At 52.2% G+C, this 18,235-nt stretch carries 14 protein-coding genes; 8 read left to right on the forward strand and 6 right to left on the reverse strand.

Annotation, left to right across the window (positions count from 1 at the left end; translation table 11 throughout):
• The first annotated feature begins 2 nt into the window (after positions 1 to 2).
• The gene (locus L6H70_RS25135; protein WP_236336928.1) at positions 3 to 1,565 is read left to right on the forward strand and encodes a tetratricopeptide repeat protein; all 1,563 of its coding nucleotides are present in this window, start codon (positions 3 to 5) and stop codon (positions 1,563 to 1,565) included.
• A 364-nt stretch (positions 1,566 to 1,929) separates the two neighbouring features.
• Positions 1,930 to 3,222: an Nramp family divalent metal transporter gene (locus L6H70_RS25140; protein WP_423802884.1), complete on the forward strand. Its 1,293-nt coding sequence runs from the start codon at positions 1,930 to 1,932 to the stop codon at positions 3,220 to 3,222.
• 106 nt (positions 3,223 to 3,328) lie between these two features.
• Here the strand turns inward: L6H70_RS25140 and L6H70_RS25145 are convergent, their stop codons facing one another.
• The 3 genes from L6H70_RS25145 to L6H70_RS25155 form a co-directional block, all read right to left on the reverse strand.
• On the reverse strand, positions 3,329 to 4,636 hold the full coding sequence (locus L6H70_RS25145) for an ABC transporter substrate-binding protein (protein WP_236336930.1): 1,308 nt from the start codon (positions 4,634 to 4,636) through the stop codon (positions 3,329 to 3,331).
• A gap of 108 nt (positions 4,637 to 4,744) precedes the next feature.
• Positions 4,745 to 5,581 (reverse strand): carbohydrate ABC transporter permease, encoded by an 837-nt coding sequence (locus L6H70_RS25150; protein WP_054943507.1) that lies wholly within the window; start codon positions 5,579 to 5,581, stop codon positions 4,745 to 4,747.
• Positions 5,581 to 6,471 (reverse strand): carbohydrate ABC transporter permease, encoded by an 891-nt coding sequence (locus L6H70_RS25155; RefSeq protein ID WP_236336932.1) that lies wholly within the window; start codon positions 6,469 to 6,471, stop codon positions 5,581 to 5,583. The genes L6H70_RS25150 and L6H70_RS25155 overlap by 1 nt, the downstream gene beginning before the upstream one ends.
• Before the next feature lie 330 nt (positions 6,472 to 6,801).
• Between L6H70_RS25155 and L6H70_RS25160 the strand changes: the two genes are divergently transcribed.
• Together L6H70_RS25160 and L6H70_RS25165 are read left to right on the forward strand one after the other, a co-directional pair.
• Positions 6,802 to 8,613, forward strand: a complete 1,812-nt coding sequence (locus L6H70_RS25160) for a sensor histidine kinase (RefSeq protein WP_236336933.1) — start codon at positions 6,802 to 6,804, stop codon at positions 8,611 to 8,613.
• 272 nt (positions 8,614 to 8,885) lie between these two features.
• Positions 8,886 to 10,454 carry a response regulator gene (locus tag L6H70_RS25165; RefSeq protein ID WP_236336935.1) on the forward strand — a complete coding sequence of 523 codons (1,569 nt, stop codon included), beginning with the start codon at positions 8,886 to 8,888 and terminating at the stop codon, positions 10,452 to 10,454.
• 28 nt (positions 10,455 to 10,482) lie between these two features.
• Here the strand turns inward: L6H70_RS25165 and L6H70_RS25170 are convergent, their stop codons facing one another.
• Entirely contained in the window at positions 10,483 to 11,598 is a 1,116-nt protein-coding gene (locus L6H70_RS25170) for an N-acetylmuramoyl-L-alanine amidase family protein (protein WP_236336937.1), read from the reverse strand.
• A 160-nt stretch (positions 11,599 to 11,758) separates the two neighbouring features.
• Here L6H70_RS25170 and L6H70_RS25175 point away from each other — a divergent pair, with 160 nt between their 5' ends.
• Positions 11,759 to 12,763 carry a TIR domain-containing protein gene (locus L6H70_RS25175; protein WP_236336938.1) on the forward strand — a complete coding sequence of 335 codons (1,005 nt, stop codon included), beginning with the start codon at positions 11,759 to 11,761 and terminating at the stop codon, positions 12,761 to 12,763.
• Positions 12,764 to 12,767: 4 nt separating this feature from the next.
• A complete protein-coding gene (locus L6H70_RS25180) occupies positions 12,768 to 13,004 on the forward strand; it encodes a hypothetical protein (protein WP_054943502.1) in 237 nt (78 codons plus the stop codon).
• Here L6H70_RS25180 and L6H70_RS25185 read toward each other — a convergent pair.
• Positions 13,001 to 14,266, reverse strand: coding sequence for an MFS transporter (locus L6H70_RS25185; protein WP_236336940.1), 1,266 nt, complete (start codon positions 14,264 to 14,266; stop codon positions 13,001 to 13,003). The two genes, L6H70_RS25180 and L6H70_RS25185, sit on opposite strands and share 4 nt — an antisense overlap.
• Positions 14,267 to 14,379: 113 nt before the next feature.
• Between L6H70_RS25185 and L6H70_RS25190 the strand changes: the two genes are divergently transcribed.
• Positions 14,380 to 15,246, forward strand: coding sequence for a helix-turn-helix domain-containing protein (locus L6H70_RS25190; protein WP_236336942.1), 867 nt, complete (start codon positions 14,380 to 14,382; stop codon positions 15,244 to 15,246).
• A 106-nt stretch (positions 15,247 to 15,352) separates the two neighbouring features.
• Here the strand turns inward: L6H70_RS25190 and L6H70_RS25195 are convergent, their stop codons facing one another.
• Entirely contained in the window at positions 15,353 to 16,453 is a 1,101-nt protein-coding gene (locus tag L6H70_RS25195) for an LLM class flavin-dependent oxidoreductase (protein WP_236336943.1), read from the reverse strand.
• Between the two features lie 459 nt (positions 16,454 to 16,912).
• Here L6H70_RS25195 and L6H70_RS25200 point away from each other — a divergent pair, with 459 nt between their 5' ends.
• Complete coding sequence (locus L6H70_RS25200) at positions 16,913 to 18,229, forward strand: PQQ-binding-like beta-propeller repeat protein (RefSeq protein ID WP_236336944.1); 1,317 nt, start codon at positions 16,913 to 16,915, stop codon at positions 18,227 to 18,229.
• The last annotated feature ends 6 nt before the right edge of the window (positions 18,230 to 18,235 follow it).

Below are 18,235 nucleotides of genomic sequence, written 5' to 3' on the forward strand. Positions count from 1 at the left end.
AGATGACAACAGACGAACAACAACAACGCTACCGCTTCAGCGAGGCGCCATTCTGGGAGCTGCAGCGCAGTTATTATGAGCAGCTCGGGATGCAGGCCTGGACCAATGATCAGGTGCCGCAATATATTACCAGCAACCCGATGATCGGAACTGCCTATGCGGAGATGATCCTCGGATTTCTGCAGGACCGGACCGCTAAAGCGGAACCGGAGGAGCCGGTGATCATCCTGGAGATGGGAGCGGGGGCAGGCCGCCTTGCCTTCCATGTATTGCAGAAGCTAACCGAATTGATTGAATATGCGGGAATAGCCCTGCCTCCGTTCAAATATGTCATGAGCGACCTTCCGCTCAAAAATATAACCGGATGGCAGCAGCATCCCGGGCTGGTTCCTTTTGTAGAACAGGGAATCCTTGATTTTGCACAGTTTGATGCTGTGGCTGATGGAGAGTTGAAGCTTATCGAGAGCGGCACAGTAATCCGGCCCGGCGATCTGAAGCAGCCGCTGCTGGTCATCGCGAATTACTTCTTTGACAGTATTCAGCAGGAGCTGCTGTATGTAGATGAAGGTAAGATCTTTGATTGCGAAGTGTCCCTGCGCTACCCGGACAATGCCGCTGACCTGACCACTTCCCAGGTGCTCAAAGAAATCGTACCGGAATACCATTACAGCCGTGCGGCCGGATATGAAGAGCAGGCTTACCCGTATCATGAGGTAATTTCGCACTATCAGCAGAATCTGGAGGATACCCATATTCTGTTTCCGGCTGCGGCACTGGCTTGCATGGAGCGGCTGGACAAGCTGTCCGGGGCAGGGTTTGTACTGTTGACTGCGGATAAGGGCGATCACCGGCTGGAGAACTGGAAATTCGCCGATCCGCCGAAGCTGATGCACCACGGAAGTATTTCGCTGACCGCCAATTATCACGCGATGCAGTACTATTTTGAGCAAAAGGGTGCCTTGTCGCTGTTCACCCCGCATCATTACAAGAACCTGAATGTCGGCTGTATCCTGATGCTGAAGGATCCGCAGGCCCATGTGCAGACGCGGCTGGCTTACCGGCGGTTTGTCGAGCGCTTCGGACCGGATGACTTCTTCAGCCTGAAGATGTGGGTTGACCAGAACTACGATTCGATCGGGCTGCAGGCGCTGTTGGGCTTCTGGCGTCTGGGCGGATACGATGCCGAACTGTTCATCCAGAGTGCAGAGCGGATATCGGCCCTGTTGCCCGATGCCAATGATGAGGAGCTGATTGATCTTCAGCTGGGCATACAGGTGATGTGGAACGGCTATTATCCGATGCCGCAAAAATATGATCTGGCTCTGGACAGCGGACTGGTGCTGTTCGAAATGGACCAGTACAAGGAAGCCCGCTGGTTCCTGGAGCGCTCACTGCAGGAGAGCAATGAGGAACCGGTTGTAACGGTGCTCTACTGTCTGGCCATTTGCTGCTATGAACTGCAGGATGACGCAGGTGCGCTAGATTACACGCGTCGTGCCCTCGTTCTGGAACCGGAGCATGAGGAAGCACTGGATCTGCTGGCTGCGCTCAGCGAAGCTGAATAAGGTATTAGATCGATTTAGCGGAATGAATACAAACAGAATCGCAGAGGCGGGAGACAGGGATAACCCTGGATCCCGTCTTTTTGTGCGAAACCTTACTTTTGCCTTTTGGCGGTTCTCTCCAAAAAACATCCAGACGAAACGGCTCACTCTGCGTTGCTGTTCAACATACAATTAAGAAAGCACAATAGTGATTGCCGGAGCCGGAATGGAGTTAAATGATAATAGGTATGAAAGAAAGAAATGCATGGAAATTACATTTACATTTTTCATTGGGCAGATTATAATGAATACAAAGTAAAAGTTGCATAAGGGAAACTTTCATGTAGGTAGACAACATTTTCGGGTCAGAGGAGGGTTTAACATGATGGAGCAAACAGCGGTGGAGACACCTGCAATTATAAAAACTCATAAAAATAAGACTTCGGCGCAAGCTGTACTAAACGGAGATGTCAGGGGCCTGAAACGGCTGCTTCCGTTCTTAGGCCCGGCATTTATTGCCTCAGTGGCTTATCTGGATCCCGGGAATTTCGCCACCAATATTACAGCAGGCTCGAAATACGGCTACCTGCTCCTGTGGGTAATCGCCGCATCGAACTTAATGGCTGTACTGATACAAGCGTTATCCGCCAAGCTGGGGATTGCTACAGGCAAGAATCTGCCAGAGGTGGCGCGGGAGCGGTTCCCGAAGGGCGCAGCGATTTTTTTATGGATCCAAAGCGAGCTGGTCATTATTGCTACCGATTTAGCGGAGTTTATCGGAGCCGCACTTGGACTGTATCTGCTGTTCGGCATTCCGATGCTGCCTGCCGCCTTGATAACTGCTGCCGGTTCGTTTGCCATATTAGAGCTGCAGCGGCGCGGCTACCGGACGCTTGAAGCCGGGATTGCCGCGATGGTGATGGTCGTCGTCCTGGCCTTTGCGTTCCAGGTCATTATGGCGAAGCCGGATGCCGGGGCTGTGGTTGCCGGGATTTTCACCCCAGGGTTCCAGGGAGTAGACAGCGTGCTGCTGGCAGCAGGTATTCTCGGCGCAACCGTCATGCCGCATGCGATTTATCTCCATTCCTCGCTGACGCAGAGCCGTGTGGTCGGAGCTAATGATAAAGAGAAGAAACAGATTTTCAAATGGGAAATGATTGATATTGTGATTGCCATGGTGATTGCCGGTGCAGTAAATATGGCGATGGTGATTGTAGCTGCTGCTTTATTTTTCAAAAACGGGCTGGTGGTTGAAGATCTGGATGTCGCCTTCGAACAGTTCCGCCAGCTAGCCGGACCGGTTACCGCAATCTCGTTTGGCCTCGGCCTCCTGATTGCCGGACTGTCGAGCTCATCCGTGGGGACGATGGCCGGGGATGTGGTCATGCAGGGCTTCATTAATAAAAGAATCAATCTGTATCTGCGGCGGGCAATAACCATCCTTCCTCCGCTGGCGATTATCGGGTTCGGCATCAATGCAACAAGCGCTCTGGTTATGAGTCAGGTTATTCTGTCCTTCGGGATTGCCTTTGCCTTAATTCCGCTTGTGATCTTCACCAGCAACCGCCAGATTATGCAGGGGCTGGTCAACCACAAGATAACCACTATACTCGGCTGGATCATCTCGGCGCTGGTGGTGTCACTGAACCTGTTCCTGATTGTGGAAATGTTCATCTAAGGATGGGGTGGACTATTTCCACTTAGCAGGAGAGCCGCAACAAAAAAAGAACCTTCAATCCCGCTTCCCGCCGGGTTTGAAGGTTCTTTTTATATACTCAGCTGAACTATTGCTTCACGATATCCTGTACGGCTTTATCCAGCTTCTCAAGCAGCTGATCGCGGTCAACCTGTCCGCCCAGGTATTCCTGCATAGCAGCACCGAAGCCTTGGGTTACACCGTCAGGGAACATATCCCAGTTCCAGCCGAGAGCTTTGTCGGATTTCTCTTGTACAGCTACAGCAACCTGGCCGATGTCAGCAGCGTCTGCGGTGATGTCCGTTTCAGCCGGGATAAACTTGAATTCCTGAGTGATATATTTCTTGCCGGTTTCCGAAGTTACCAGCCAGTTCAGGAACGCTTTGGCTTCTTCCGGATGCGCGGATTTGCTGTTCACAATATAGTTGTTCGGCACACCGACGAGAATCGTACCTTCTTCATCGCTGATTGGCAGCGGGAGGAGGCCCAGGTTCAGCGCAGGATCAATTTTATCGATATCGCCTTGCGTCCAGTTGCCCTGCATCATCATTGCCGCTTTGCCGGAGGCGAATTCTGCAACCTGTGTAGCATAGTCGGTTGTCATTTTGTTGTCCTGGGCATTATCGAAGATCACGTCAACCAGATCCAGCCATTGCTCGAATACGGCATTGCCTTTAATAGTCGCGGTTCCTGCCTTGACATCCTCGATGAATTTCTTCGGATCAGGCTGGTGGGCCAGACCTACGTTAACCAGGTGAATCCCCATCGACCACCACTCATTGGTAGCTTCAAAAGGAGTGATGCCGGCGGCTTTGAGCTTGGCAGCAGCATCTTTCAGCTGGGACAGGGTTTTAGGCTCTTCGGTAATTCCGGCTTTGGCAAACAGGTCCTTGTTATAAATAAGACCGTATCCTTCAACGTTCATCGGCATGCCATACAGCTTACCGTCTACTGTGGCCGGAGTTTTGGAGGTTGGAATCAGATTAGCCGCCCAAGGCTGGTCGGACAAATCCGTAGCACGGTCCATATAAGGGACCAGGGCTGTATAGCCGCCGTTGTTGAAAATTTCCGGTTCAGAGCCGGAAGCAATTTCTGCCTTCAGCAAAGCACCGTAGTCTTCACCGCCGCCATGCGTTTCCACTTCTACCTTGACGCCGGTTTCCTTCTCATATTCTTCGGCCAGCGCATTCAGCTGTTCAGCGATTTCGACCTTGAACTGGAACATTTTAATCGTTACATCTTTAGCAGGAGCTGCTGTTGCTTCAGCCGCCGCTGACTCTTTTGGCGCGTTCGTGGCAGCTTCATTGCTCCCGGAATTATTATTGCCGCCGTTGCCGCAGCCTGCGATCATCATGGTGCAAGCGGTTGCGATAAGGAATGCGGATTTTCTTTTCATAGAATAACCTCCCTGGTCTCTGGTTCCTACAACTAGATCGTATAGCATCTGAGAATCGACTTACACTTAATATTTTGCTCGAAAAAGTGGATATTGTTGCAGAACATGTTATCCCTTGACGGAGCCGGCAGTCACACCTTCCACAATATAACGCTGCAGCGACAGGAAGAACAGCAGAATGGGCAGGATTGCCATGACCAGTCCGGCCAGCGCGAGGTCCCATTTCTTGGTGTACTGACCGAAGAACTTTGTAACGGCCACCGGCAGAGTAGTCAAATCCTTATTGCCCCCGATAACCAGCACCGGCAGCAGATAGTCGTTCCAGATCCACAGGGTGTTCAGAATGATGACTGTAACAATGATCGGCAGCAGGAGCGGGAAAACAATCCGGAAGAACACACCATACGGGTTCGAGCCGTCCACCCGGGCCGCTTCCTCCAGCTCATAAGGCACACTCTTAATGAAGCCGTGGAATAGGAAGACTGACAGCGGCATACCGAAGCCGAGATAGCAGGCCACAATGCCATACAGTTCACCGCGCAGCTCCAGAATACTGGTAACACGCACTAATTGCAGCATCAGGGACTGGAAGGGAATGATCATCGCCGACACCAGCAGCAGGAACACAAAGCTGTTGAAGCGCGACGGTCTTCTGACAATCTGGTACGCAGCCATGGAGCTGAACAGTACGATAAAGATAACGCTCAGTATCGTAATCGATAAAGAATTCCAGAACGCCTGCGGAAAATTGATCGCATCCCAGACCTTGGAGTAATTATCCCAATGAAAGATTGCCGGGATGGAAGCAGCATCGAGCAGAATTTCCTTGAGGCTTTTCACAGAGTTGCTCAGCACCAGATAGAACGGTGACAGGAAGACGAGCGCCAAAAGGATGGCGAGTATCTCCAGAATGAAATTTTTCGGGCGGTATCTGCTGGTATCCATTATGCTGACACCTCTTTCCGTTTAGTAATCCATACCTGGGTGACCGTAATCAGCGAGACAGCGACGAAGAACAGCAGTGCCTTGGCGGTGCCAAGTCCGTAACGGTTGTTAATCAGCGCTTCCGCATAGATGTTATAGGCCAGCGACTGGGTGGAGGTTCCCGGTCCGCCTTTGGTCAGCGACAGGTTGAGGTCGAACATTTTGAAGGCATTAGAGGTGGTCAGGAACAGGCAGATGGTGATAGCCGGCATGATCAATGGGACATAGACGCTCCGGAACAGCTGCGGGGCGCGGGCGCCGTCGATCTTGGCCGCTTCGATCAGATCCTTCGGAATGCCGGCCAGCGCAGCGATATAGATAACCATCATGTAGCCGGCTGTCTGCCAGACGAACACGATAACGAGTCCCCAGAATCCGGTGCCCGGTGTACCCAGCCATGGCAGCTGGAAGAACGAAATACCGGTGATCTCTCCGATGGTGGCGAAGCCTTTGGTGAAAATAAACTGCCAGATATACCCGAGCAAAATACCGCCGATCACGTTAGGCATGAAGAAGATCGTCCGCAGCACCTTTTTGGTCTTCAGTGTAGTCATCAGCAGGAAGGCCAGCAGCAGCGCCAGTGCATTGGCGGCAACTACGGACACCACCGTGAAGCGCAGGGTGAAGAGCAGGGACTCCCAGAACTTATCATCATTCAGAAAAATCCGTTTCCAGTTGGCCGCACCGGTCCAGACCGCTTTGTCCAGATCCAGCCCGTTCCAGTCTGTGGAGGAATAGTAGAAGCCGAGAAAAAATGGCGTGACCACAATGGTCAGGAAAAAGAGCAGGCAGGGTCCGAGGAACACAATTTGCTGGTCCCAGCCCCGTTTAAGCTGCAGAGCTTTTCTCATATGGAATCTCCTTTGTCTAGTTATTCTACAGGTTCATGGCTTCATTATAGAAAGCCCCGCGTTTCTCCAACACTCAATTTGATGATCATAAAAGTGGATTATATTGCAGCGGACAAATTTTGCAGCGTCAAAAATTCACAGTAGCGCCCCGCACGAAACTCGGTGTATGCTGTCGTTGCGAGATTGTGTCAACTATATGGAAGCGTTCGTAAAAGATTATTATACGAAGCGGATGTTCCGCAAAACTTAAGCGTATGCTTCCGAAGCGAGTTTTGCTGCAAAGATATTTCATGAAGCGGATGTTCCGCAAAACTTTTAGGAGGGGCCGTTATGTTCAGAAACAGCATCCGCACCCGGCTGATGGCGCTTGTACTGCTGGCTTCGGTGATCCCGTCGGGGATCTCCGTCACGTTCTCATATCTCTACACCAAGCAGTCGGTGACCGAGCAGTCCGTGAAGCAGAATACGAAGCTGCTGACACTCGGGGAAGGTAATCTCAGCAGCTATTTCAACGGGATGAACCAGCGGGCATTGTCGCTGTACAGCGGAATTAATGTGCCCAGCTCCTTTTATACGAGCCTGCTTACGGCAAAAGATCCCGATGATTTGCCCGCAGGCACGGCTGCGCCGGATACCCGGGCGATTATCTCTACCCAGATGTACAACCTGTTCCTCTCTGATCAGAACACGTTCCAGATTCATCTGTATGTCAGAGCCGCCAAGCAGTCGAATCTGCTGCTCGGCGGACTGTTCCGCCGGGAATCAGACAAATACGCCCCGCCGGCGGTTCCGGGAGGAACCTACCGGCCTTTTATAGAGGTGACCCATATGGATCACCAATACGGAATGAAGTCCCGGTTCCCGAATTTGAAATCAGGGACGGTGCCCGTCTTCTCGGCCCATTTTCCGCTCTACCGTGCGCCCAGCTCCGATGTACTGGCGGATCTATCAATTGATTTCCGGCTCTCCGAGTTGGAGGGGATTTCCAAATCGATGTACAATTCGGATACAGAACGCCTGTATGTGTTGAACGAACGGGGAGAAGCGCTTTTTGCGTCTGATCCTAACTGGATCGGGAAGCAGGTAACGGCCGGCTGGAGCCGGCTTCCCGGCGGCCGCGAGAGCGGACATTTCACTTGGGACAAGGACGGGTTCGAGGGAATCGTATTGTACCGTCACATTGACGCTCCCTTGTTCAAGGGTAATATTATCAAGCTGGTGCCTTACGAGGATCTGTACGCCGATGCACGGGTAATTACCCGGTTCAATACCGGTATTGGCGTGCTGTTCCTGATTCTGGGCGGGATTGTCGCGGTGGTGATTTCCATCGGGTTCACAAGGCCGATCAAGAAGCTGATCTCCTTCACCCAGAAGGTGCAGATCGGCCAGCTGGATGCCCACATGGATGCCGACCGTGAGGATGAATTTGGCCTGCTGACCCGCAAAATCACCGGCATGACCCGCACGATCAACGATCTGATCGTCAAGGAATATAAGCTTGAGCTGGCCAATAAGACCAATCAGCTGAAGGCGCTGCAGGCCCAGGTCAATCCGCATTTCCTTTACAACGCTTTGCAGTCGATTGCCAGTCTGTCCTTGCGCTATAATGCGCCAAAGGTGTACGATCTCATCTATTCCCTTGGCAGCATGATGCGTTATTCGATGAATACTGAACGGACGCAGGTACCGCTGCGCGATGAGCTGGAGCATGTGCAGAATTACGTCATCCTGCAAACCGAGCGTTTCGGGGAAGACAATCTGCAGCTGGATATCGATACCGATGAGGCGGCCCTCGACATTGTCGTGCCCAAGATGATCCTGCAGCCGATCGTCGAGAATATCTTTAAGCATGGGTTCGAGGATGGAGTCCGCGGCGCGTTAATTACGATTTCCTGCACGCTTGATGAGCAGGACAGGCTGATTCTTGCCGTCAAGGATAACGGCAAGGGCATGCCCCGCGGGCGGCTGGAGGAAATCACCGCCAGTCTCGAGCATAGCGGCAAGGCCGAATACGAAGAGATCGGCCTGTACAATGTGCTGGCCCGGCTGCGGCTGCAGCTGAGCGGCGAGACACAGCTGCTGCTGAACAGTGAAGAGGGCCAGGGGGTTACGGTCACGCTGGTAATTCCTCTGGGCAGTTAGGTTAATATGGTGAAACTAAACCGGTAACAAGAGTAGGTGTGTTGCCTGGTTGTATTTTGTACAATAGATTGCTATAGCAAACGAAGGCTAATTCGAATCTGTTGTATTCTGTGCAGCAGAATCGGGGAATATGGGCCAAAAACAGCTGATTCCCAAGATTCTACTGTACTAACTACAATAGATTTAATTTTTCGGCCGTTTAAGGAGACATCTGCTGCAGAAAGTGCAATAGAAACATACTACCGATCACTTACACAAAGGAGCGGCAAACAATGAAGGTGCTGATAGTAGACGATGAGAAGCATGTGCGGGAGGCCATCCGCTATTTTGTGCCGTGGGAGAAGCATCAGATTGCCGGCATTTATGAAGCGACTAACGGGCAGGAAGCGATCGCGATCATGCAGGAGCAGCAGCCTGAGATTGTATTCACTGATATGCGCATGCCGCTGATGGATGGCGCAGAGCTGCTGGAATGGCTGCATACGCATTATCCGAATACGAAGACCATAGTAATCAGCGGCTATCAGGATTTCAACTATGTGAAGCCGGCGATTGTCTACGGGGGGACGGATTATTTGCTGAAGCCGCTCAACAGCAAGCAGCTGATCTCCGCGGCGGAGCATGCCTTTCAGCTGTGGCAGGAGGAAGAGGCGGAGCGGCAGCAAACTCTGCGCCAGAGTATGCAGCTGAATGTGCTGCGGCCGCTCTACTGGGATAAGATGCTATCTGATCTAGTGGCAGGACAGGTGTCCTTTCAGGAGCTGAAGCATTCCCTGAGTGAAGAATTGGGCATGCCGCTGTTTGCCGCAGAATGCAGAATAGCAGTGCTCTCTCTCCAGGGGGCAGACTGCCGGCTGCTGCAGAGATTTCACGGTGATGTGGGATTGACCTCCTTTGTGCTGGTGAATGTCTGTAATGAGGTGCTTGCATCGAAGCAGAGCGGTATCGCCTTCCGCAGCTGGCAGGCCGGTGCAGAGATTGTTGTTCTCCTCTGGTCAGTGGTTTCGGAGGCAGAGGAGCTGATGCGGGGGATCAACGGGTCGATTAAGCAGACCTATGGGGTGCTGATGGATATTGGACTCAGTTATGCTTGTGAGTTCCCCGAGGGGATACAAACGGCTTTTCACCAGGCACGGCAGGGGCTGAACGAGCGTAACCTGCTGCAGCGGGAAGGACGGATTCACTTGTACCGGGAGACTTTGAGCGAGAGTGGATCTGTAGAAGACTACGCCTTCGAAACGCAGCTGGAGAAGCTGAAAATAGCAGTCCTCTCGGGTGAGCTGGACAAAATGGAGCGGGTGGTAGAGGAGTGGTCGGTTCAGCTGGCCGGTCTGCCTGTACTTACGGAGAGCCAGTTATTGCGGCTTCAGAAAGAGATTGCCGAGGCTCTGCAGCGCTGGCGGCCGGAGGCAGAGATCCATTTCGGGCTATGCTACGATCATGAGGGGTTATTCTCCGCCCGGCTTTGGCGGGATGGGATGAAGACGCTGCTGCAGCGTTTATCACAGGGAAGCCCTCAGCCCCCGGACAGCCGGCTTGTGCAGGAGATCCGGGAGTATCTGGATCAGAATTATGCTAAGGACATGACGCTTCAGCATATTGCGCAGCGGTTTTTTATCAGCCGGGAGAATGTGTCCCGCAAGTTCAAGCAGATCAGCGGAGAGAATCTGTCGGATTATTTAACAGGCCTGAGAATAGATAAGGCCAAGACGCTGCTGCACAATACCAATCTCCGGCTGTCGCAAATCTCGGAGCTGGTCGGCTATGAGGATGAGAAATATTTCAGCCGGGTATTCAAAAAAGCGACCGGCCAGACCCCGCGCGAATACCGCAAGCAGTGAGCTAAGCGCTGCTTGCGGTCGCAGAGGTTCATTTTTTGAAATAATCGGCCAGCCCTTCGGCGATGGCTTTGGCCGCCTTTTTCTGGTAGGCGGAAGTGCGGACAATCGCTTCGTCATAAGGATTGCTGAGAAAACCCAGCTCCACAAGGGCCGCCGGAAGCGTGTTTTCCCTCAGGATATGATAATTGCCGTAAGATAAGCCATTGCTCTTCAGGCCGATGCCCTGCCCAAGCCGGGTCTCAATCGCCCGGGCCAGCCGCAGGTCATCCGATTCAGAGTAGAAGAAGGTCAGTGTTCCGGATACATTCTTCGGCGAGGAATTGTAATGGATGCTGACAAAGGCATCAGCGTTCAGCGCCGTAGCGATCTGCACTCTCCGGGCGAGGGTGGGCTTTTGATCAGAGGTCCGCGTCATCTGCACGCGCGCTCCCCTGGCTGTCAGGTAGTCGCGTACATAGAAGGCCGTCTGCAAAGTTAGATCCTTCTCCATCGTGTTATAGGTCGTGCCGAGCATGCCCGGATCGCTGCCGCCATGCCCGGGATCAATGACGATCAGTTTGCCGCTGATCCGACCTGCAGACTTGAAGCTTGTGCTTGAGACCGTACTGACCGTACTGCTTCCGCTAGAGGCACTCCCGCTGGCAATATACTGCGCCGATACCCAGCCGATTTCTCCACTGGTTGTACGAATCCGTGCCCAGCCGTCCTGGCGCTCCAGAACGGTTACGGTATCCCGGGCCTTCAGGGAGCCTACTACCTGGTAGCCGGTTCCCGGCCCTCCCCTGATCCGCAGGGAATCCGCGGTTACAGTTGCTGAACTGCTGCCGGAGGTTGTCTTGGCAGAAGACAAGGAGGCCGATGCGGTGCCGGCAGTCTTCTTAAGATAATAACCGGCAACCCAGCCGCTGACAGATCCGGAGCGGATCTCCATCCAACCGTGCTGCTCGTCGGTAACGGTTACTGTGGTGCCGCTCTTCAAAGATCCTACAACTGAAGCACCGGCGGCCGGCTCGCTGCGGACAATAAGAGAACTGGTATAGACCTTCGCCGTATAAGACGCCATAGCGTCTACACGGGTGCTCTGGAGCAAGCTTCCCATCAGGAGGCCGGCTGCCAGTACTGCAATATGTATTCTTTTGTTCATAAGAAGCCTCGTTTCAGGGTGATATAAAATCCTATTACCCTGTTTCATCGGCAGAAGAACAGGATTTTATTAAAATCTAAGGAAATGGGGCTCTGTTCCCAGATAGAAAAGGGCTGTATAATTATGACAGCATGGGGAAACTGACATAAGGAGCGCGGCCGTGACCAGACCAAAACTATTCATTGGATCTTCCAGAGAATCTATCCGTTACGCCAGGGCGATACATGAGCAGCTGAAGCGGGAGGCCCAGGTGAATCCATGGTATGCCAATGCCTTCCGCGCGAATGAATATACCATGGAAGCACTCGAACGGAATCTGGATGAGAGCGATTTTGCCGTCTTCGTGTTCTCTCCGGACGATGTAGCCAGAATCCGCGGTAAATATTATTATGTGACCCGTGATAATACACAGTTTGAAATGGGCTTATTCTGGGCCAGGCTGCGGCGCAGCCGTGTCTTCTGCCTGCTGCCGGATCAGGTGCCGGTCCGCAATGATTTAATTCCGGGAGAAAATATCGAGGAGTATCATCTGTTGTCGGATTTATCCGGCCTCACTCCGCTGGAATACGAATGGCAGCATGAGAATCCGGTGGCGGCCGTAGATGTAAGCTGCGGCAAGATCATTGACAGCATTCAGGAGCAGGGAAGCTTCCGTGATCCGCAGAAGGAGCTGGAGCAGTTAAAGCATGAGCTTAGGCGAAAAGAAAGTATCCTTCACTTCTTTTGGCAATATAATAGTAATGTGGCTGCTCCTGAAGGAGGGCTGCAATATCAGGCGCTCAGTGAAGCGGTCCGCAATTCTTTTCTGCCGCCGAAGCACTGCCGGGTTATGGGCGCCGCCATGTGGCAGGCCCGTGAGGGAGAAGGTCTGAGGCAAGTCGGCGGAAATGTGGGCCGGGGACATGTCTACCCGTTGTCGCTGTATGAAGCGGAACAGGAGAAACGTCCGGGTGTGCTCGATGCTTTTATGAGCAAGGAATGGACCTTTTTTCAGCGTACAGAAGTTGCGGAGGTCTATATCCTATGCTATCCTTTAGGTGAAAAGCATGTCCTTTCTGTTCATTTTTCCGGAAGCGACGGATTATCCGCGGATGATCTTACCGAGGTCGTGTCGTATAACCGGGATTTGTTCCGTACCGTCAATCATTTAGTGGGAGGGGACTGACACGATGAAGAACATGAAGAATGCAGTCAGTTTATCCAGTGCTGTCCGCCGAACCGCAAACGGCAGCGGCAGTGAAGGCGGCAAAGGCCGCACGAAGCGGAAAGCGGGGACCGGAAGGCCCACCAAGCTGTCGCCTTCGTCCATCAACGTATATATTGCGCCTTCTCTGGAAGGCGGAGACGACGAATACAAGAAGCTCGTCAGCGGGAAGGTTGATAATAACAAACCTTCGTTTGCCTAACGGATAGAGGGGGCCCCAGTCATTACTGGGGGCCTTTTTTTGTGCTGGAGAGATGGGGGTACGGCAAGCCTGTGTTTGATTCGGGCCGCGCGGATCAGGAGGGCTCCTGTCAGGGTTATACCGCTGAGCAGTCCGAACACGGGCCAGGCTGCCTGAAAGCCGAACATCCCCAGCAGACCGCTTCCCGCGATAGGGCCGCTGATGGTCCCCAGCTTTACAATTTCCGCGCAGCCGAAATATAACCCTTTATTGTCCGCAGAGGACAATTCATCCACCAGGGCATCGAACCGCGCGCCGATCAGCAGCTCTCCGAGACTGAACACCGTAATGAATAACAGCAGCGGAGGGTAGGCGGCCGGGAAGAGAAAGAACAGAAAACTCAGGCCGATCAGCAGATTGCTGAGCAGAACCACTGTAAACGGGTTCCATGTAGAGATCAGGCGGAGCACAGCAAACTGGGCAGCGAGGATCACAATGGCGTTCGCCGACAGCAGGATGGAGTATAACCGGGTACCGTCCGCAAGCATAGCAGTGTTCGATAGAAACTGGGAGACGGTTCCGTTCAGCTGAGAATAACCGAAGTAGGAAAAGCTCATCCCCGCCAGCAGCAGCAGATATACATGATCTTTGCGGATCGTTGCGATGGCTAGCAGACTGCAGGACATTTCATAATGAATATTAACCTTGTTAGATGAAGTTTCGTGGAAGAATAACATCGTTGAGGCCCCGTATAGAATATACATGATGCCGAGGATGACATAAGGGAACAGGGTCATTTTCATATTAAACAGCAGGCTGAGCAGAGGACCGGCAAAGCATCCCAGGTTAATCGCTGTGTATCTCAGGTTGAATACAAGGAGCCTGTGCTCCGGGAGAGACTCCGTGGACAGCACTTTTTTGCTCGCCGGTTCAAAGAGTGAATAGCAGAGTCCGTTCAGGGCGTTCAGCAGCAGAAAGAAAGGGAAGCTGTCGGCAAAATAGAACAGAATGAACACGGTCCCCCAGATAAGCGGAGTATACAGGATGATTCTGTGGAGCGGAAGTTTATCGGCAAGCGCACCGCCAAGCCAGCTGAAGGCTACACCCGCCAGCGGATTGACGGCGAGGATGAGGCTGGTGAGCAGGAGCGGGATGTGCTTTTGACCGGTCAGAAAGATCGATAAATAAGGAACACTCATGAACAGGGCGGTTCTCGTAAAAAAAGTGCCGGCCAGGATATTCCAGACCTTACGGTTTAGCTGTGGCGCTATACGCAGATTCATTGCCGTCTACCCCCGGAATTTGTCATTTTCTTTGTGCCGAGTGTAGCATACAATAAAAGTCAGGCTTACAAATTGTGCTATATACTCACACAGGCAAACGGAGTGGACAAGTGATGATTCTGGGTAAAACGATAGGGCAGATCCGCAGATCGAAAGGAATGAACCAGTCGCTTCTGGCTGGAGGCATCATGAGCCGCTCCAACCTCTCACGCTTTGAAGGCGGGAAGTATTATCCCGGCTACGACAAGCTGATCCTGCTTCTGGACAAACTCGAAATTTCGTTTGAGGAGCTGCTTTTCCTGCACCAGGATAATGCTCCGCAGGTGAAGCGGATGCTGCATCTGGAGCTTACAGAAGCGGGTAACCGCTACGACTTCGGGAAGGTCAAGACGGTCAGCCGGGAGTGCCGGTCAATGTATGAGTCCACACGGACCGAGGCTTATTACCATCTATATTTGCTAGGCCAGGGGGTGTTGATTCAGCATCATCATGCGGATGAAATAACAGCGTTGAATGAGATTGCAGCGTATATTAAGCCGTATTTGCTTGGTGTGGATAAATGGTATCTGTACGAGTTCAAGCTGCTCAACAATTTTTTGTTCACACTAAGCAGCAGTGATGCCATTTTTTTCGGCCTCAGAGGCGCGAAAGAATTTGACAGATACCATTCCTTTCCGGAGAGCAGAACGGTCCAGCAGCATCTGCTGCAGAACCTCTCGATCCTTTGCCTGAACGAGCATAACTATGAACAGAGCCTGATGTTTCTCGAAAAAGCGCTGCCCTTAGCGGATAAAACCCATCTGCTGTACGATAAAATAGTGACCTTAATTTATTACGAGCTGACATTGCTCTGCCTGAAGCAGAAAGACAGTGCGGCTGAACTAAAAGGGTATTTAAATATTCTCAGACAGCTTGATTTTGAAGACAGCTATCAGGCTTTGCTCAAGGTCTGCCGCAGGCATCTGGCTGAAGGGTTATAGGCGGTAGAAGAATAGTCTGGTTACGCCAAAAAGGCTGCCCGTCCCAAGTGGGGATAGTGCAGCCTTTTTGGCGTGCGAATTACAGGCAGAAAGCCTGAATGAATGGTTAGGCCTGCGAAGTGCCTGCGCTAGTCTTCTTGGCGATTTCCCGGCGCACCACCGGAGCAACCTCCGTAGCAAGCAGTTCAATTGCGGTAGCCACCTTACTGTAAGGCAGTCCGCCGATATCGAGCTGGGTCATAAAGCGGTTATGGCCGAACAGCTCATGCTGGTATAGAATTTTTTCGATGATCTGCTGGGGACTGCCGACAGCCAGCGTATTGACCGGTGAGACGAAGCGGCCAAAATCACTGCGTGAAACCCGGTATTCCTGCCCGGGATGCGGGCTGATGGCGTTACGGTAGCTGTAATAGTAAGGGTAATATTCATCGAGCGCCTGCTGTGAGGTCTTCGCGATGTAGCCGTGGCTCGTAATGGCGATCTTCAGGTCTTCTGGGGAATGCCCGGCTGCGGCGCCGCTGCGGCGGTAGGTTGCGGCCAGATTCTGGAACGGCTCAGGGCTGCCGCTTAGAATCGCAATAGCCATGCCGATGCCTAGCCGTCCGGCCTGCTCGGCGCTTTCGGGTGAACCGCCGATGCCAACCCAGAGTGGGAGCTTCGGCTGCAGCGGACGCGGAGCAATCTCGGCATTGTTCAGCGGTGAACGGAAGGTTCCCTTCCAGTTCATCACCTCATGCTGGTTCAGCTCCAGCAACAGCTCAAGATTCTCAGCGAACAGTTTCTTGTAGTCTTCCAGCTCATATCCGAACAACGGGAAGGACTCCAAAAAAGCACCGCGTCCGTTAATAATCTCTGCCCGACCGCCGGACAGCAGATCCAGTGTGGCAAAATCCTCGAATACCCGTACTGGATCGGAAGTACTAAGCACAGTAGTTGCGCTGGTCAGCTTAATACGCTTGGTCACCTGGGCAATCGCAGCGAGCACAACCGGCATGGAAGAGATAACAAAATCAAGCCGGTGATGCTCACCCACGCCGAATACATCAAGTCCGGCCTCATCCGCAAGCTTAGCTGCAGCAATGACCTCCTGAAGCCGCTGCTGCGGGCTGATCCGCTGGCCTGTATGACAGTCGGTCACCATGTCGCCCAGTGTATAAATGCCGAATTCAAATTCAGGCTGTTTATCTTTATTTACGTTGTTAGTCATAAGTACAGACCCCTTGTTCATCAGAATGTTGGTTATCTATATAGATTGAACTAATGTTTATTTATTTTGGGTTATCCGTGACTCCAGAGAATGTTTGGACTTCCGGCCGCTGTTGTCTTCAGATTTCTTGATATGAACCGCGATTGTTCAATCCATATAGAGTGTTGGTGCTTGTCCGCAGTAAGTAGGACTCGGATTAGTATAACATAATAACTTACAAAATGTAAGTATATGAGTAAATGTTTTGATCTGTAAGCGAATAAACAGATTCATCGTGACGGATTGGCGCATATGCCCTCTCTTTTTGCTGTCTCTTATAGTGTATTGATTTTTGCACTATTCATCCAGCAAAATCCGATATGGGTGGAAAATTATTGAATATTCTGCAAATCAGGGTATATACTCGTTGTGGCTTCTAAGGATGGACAAGGACAATTAATTCCGGGAGGGATTCATCAAATGTGGAGAATAAATATCAAAAACGGGGCCTTCGCTGCCGTGATCGGATTAAGTCTGCTGGCTGCTGCCGGTACGGCCCAATCCGCAGCATCTGAACCGCGTACTTCTTACGTGGCCAATAATTTCGGGAGTGATGCTCCTGCAGCTCCTGCAGCTAAAATCATATGGTCTAGCACGATGGATCTGCAGGGTGATGAATCAGCGATGAGCCGGGGTTCTACTGTGGCCGGAGGCGGCAAAGTCTACATCATTCAGCAGGGGCAGCTGCTCGCACTGAATGCCCAGACCGGCAAAAGAGTCTGGAAATATGGGGCGAAGCTGACAGCACCGCTGCTGTATCAGGATGGCCTGATCTACGCAAGCTCGCAGGCAGGAACGATATATGCCATCAATGCAGCAACAGGTAAAAACAACTGGAGCTCTTCCGTACCGAGTAAAGCCCCGCACCAGCTCCTGATCGACCAGAACCAGCTTTTTGCCGTTAACGGTGATATTCAGGCCTATAATCTGAAAGACGGCAAACTTCAATGGAAGGATAATTATAGTGAGAAGCTGTATTTGCCTATACAGGTTCAAGGGGATCTGGTATTCGCTGAGGATTCAGTGTCCGGTGCTTATTCCTACGAGCTTCTGCACGCCTTTGACCGGAAGACAGGCAAACAGCTGTGGGAAGCAGACAATCACGCCCTGCCCATTGATGCCGGGAACGGCACACTCCGCTCTCAGCGGACAGCCAACCTGATGGAAATGGTTCCCTTGACCACAGTGGATACGCTGGACGCCAAGACCGGCAAGGTACAGAAATCAGTAGAGTACAACCCCGGAAACATTAATCCGGATGAGGCGCAGAGCAGCGGCGGATTGGCCTGGATCGGCGGCAATCAGCTGTACATCAATGATGGAAACACCGTTTACTGTTATCCGGCAGATGCGGATCCGGCCAAGACGGCCAAGATTACCTATTCGGCTGCAGGCGGCGGAAGCTCCCTAAGGTATGCCGCAGGCCCTTATGACGGAAGATTGCTGTTCAGCGACGGTGAAGCAGTATATGGCGTCAAGACTACCAACAGGTATGGGGTATCTTATTACGGAAGCACCCCGATTGCCCGTTTTGACCTGCTCGGTCACGGTATGTATATCGCCCGTGCAGACGGTCAGCTGGTGGCGGTGAATCTGCTAACTGGAGCACAGGTGCTGCAGCTCAAAACATCCGGAAGAGTCTTCGGGCCAACCCTGCTGGAGAACGGAATGATTATCGTACAGAGCAAGGGAAAGGTTACAGCCTTTAAAGAGCCTGCGGTTCTAAAAATGGATTAGTTTACC

The organism is Paenibacillus auburnensis (assembly GCF_927798115.1).
Lineage (GTDB): Bacteria > Bacillota > Bacilli > Paenibacillales > Paenibacillaceae > Paenibacillus_AQ > Paenibacillus_AQ auburnensis.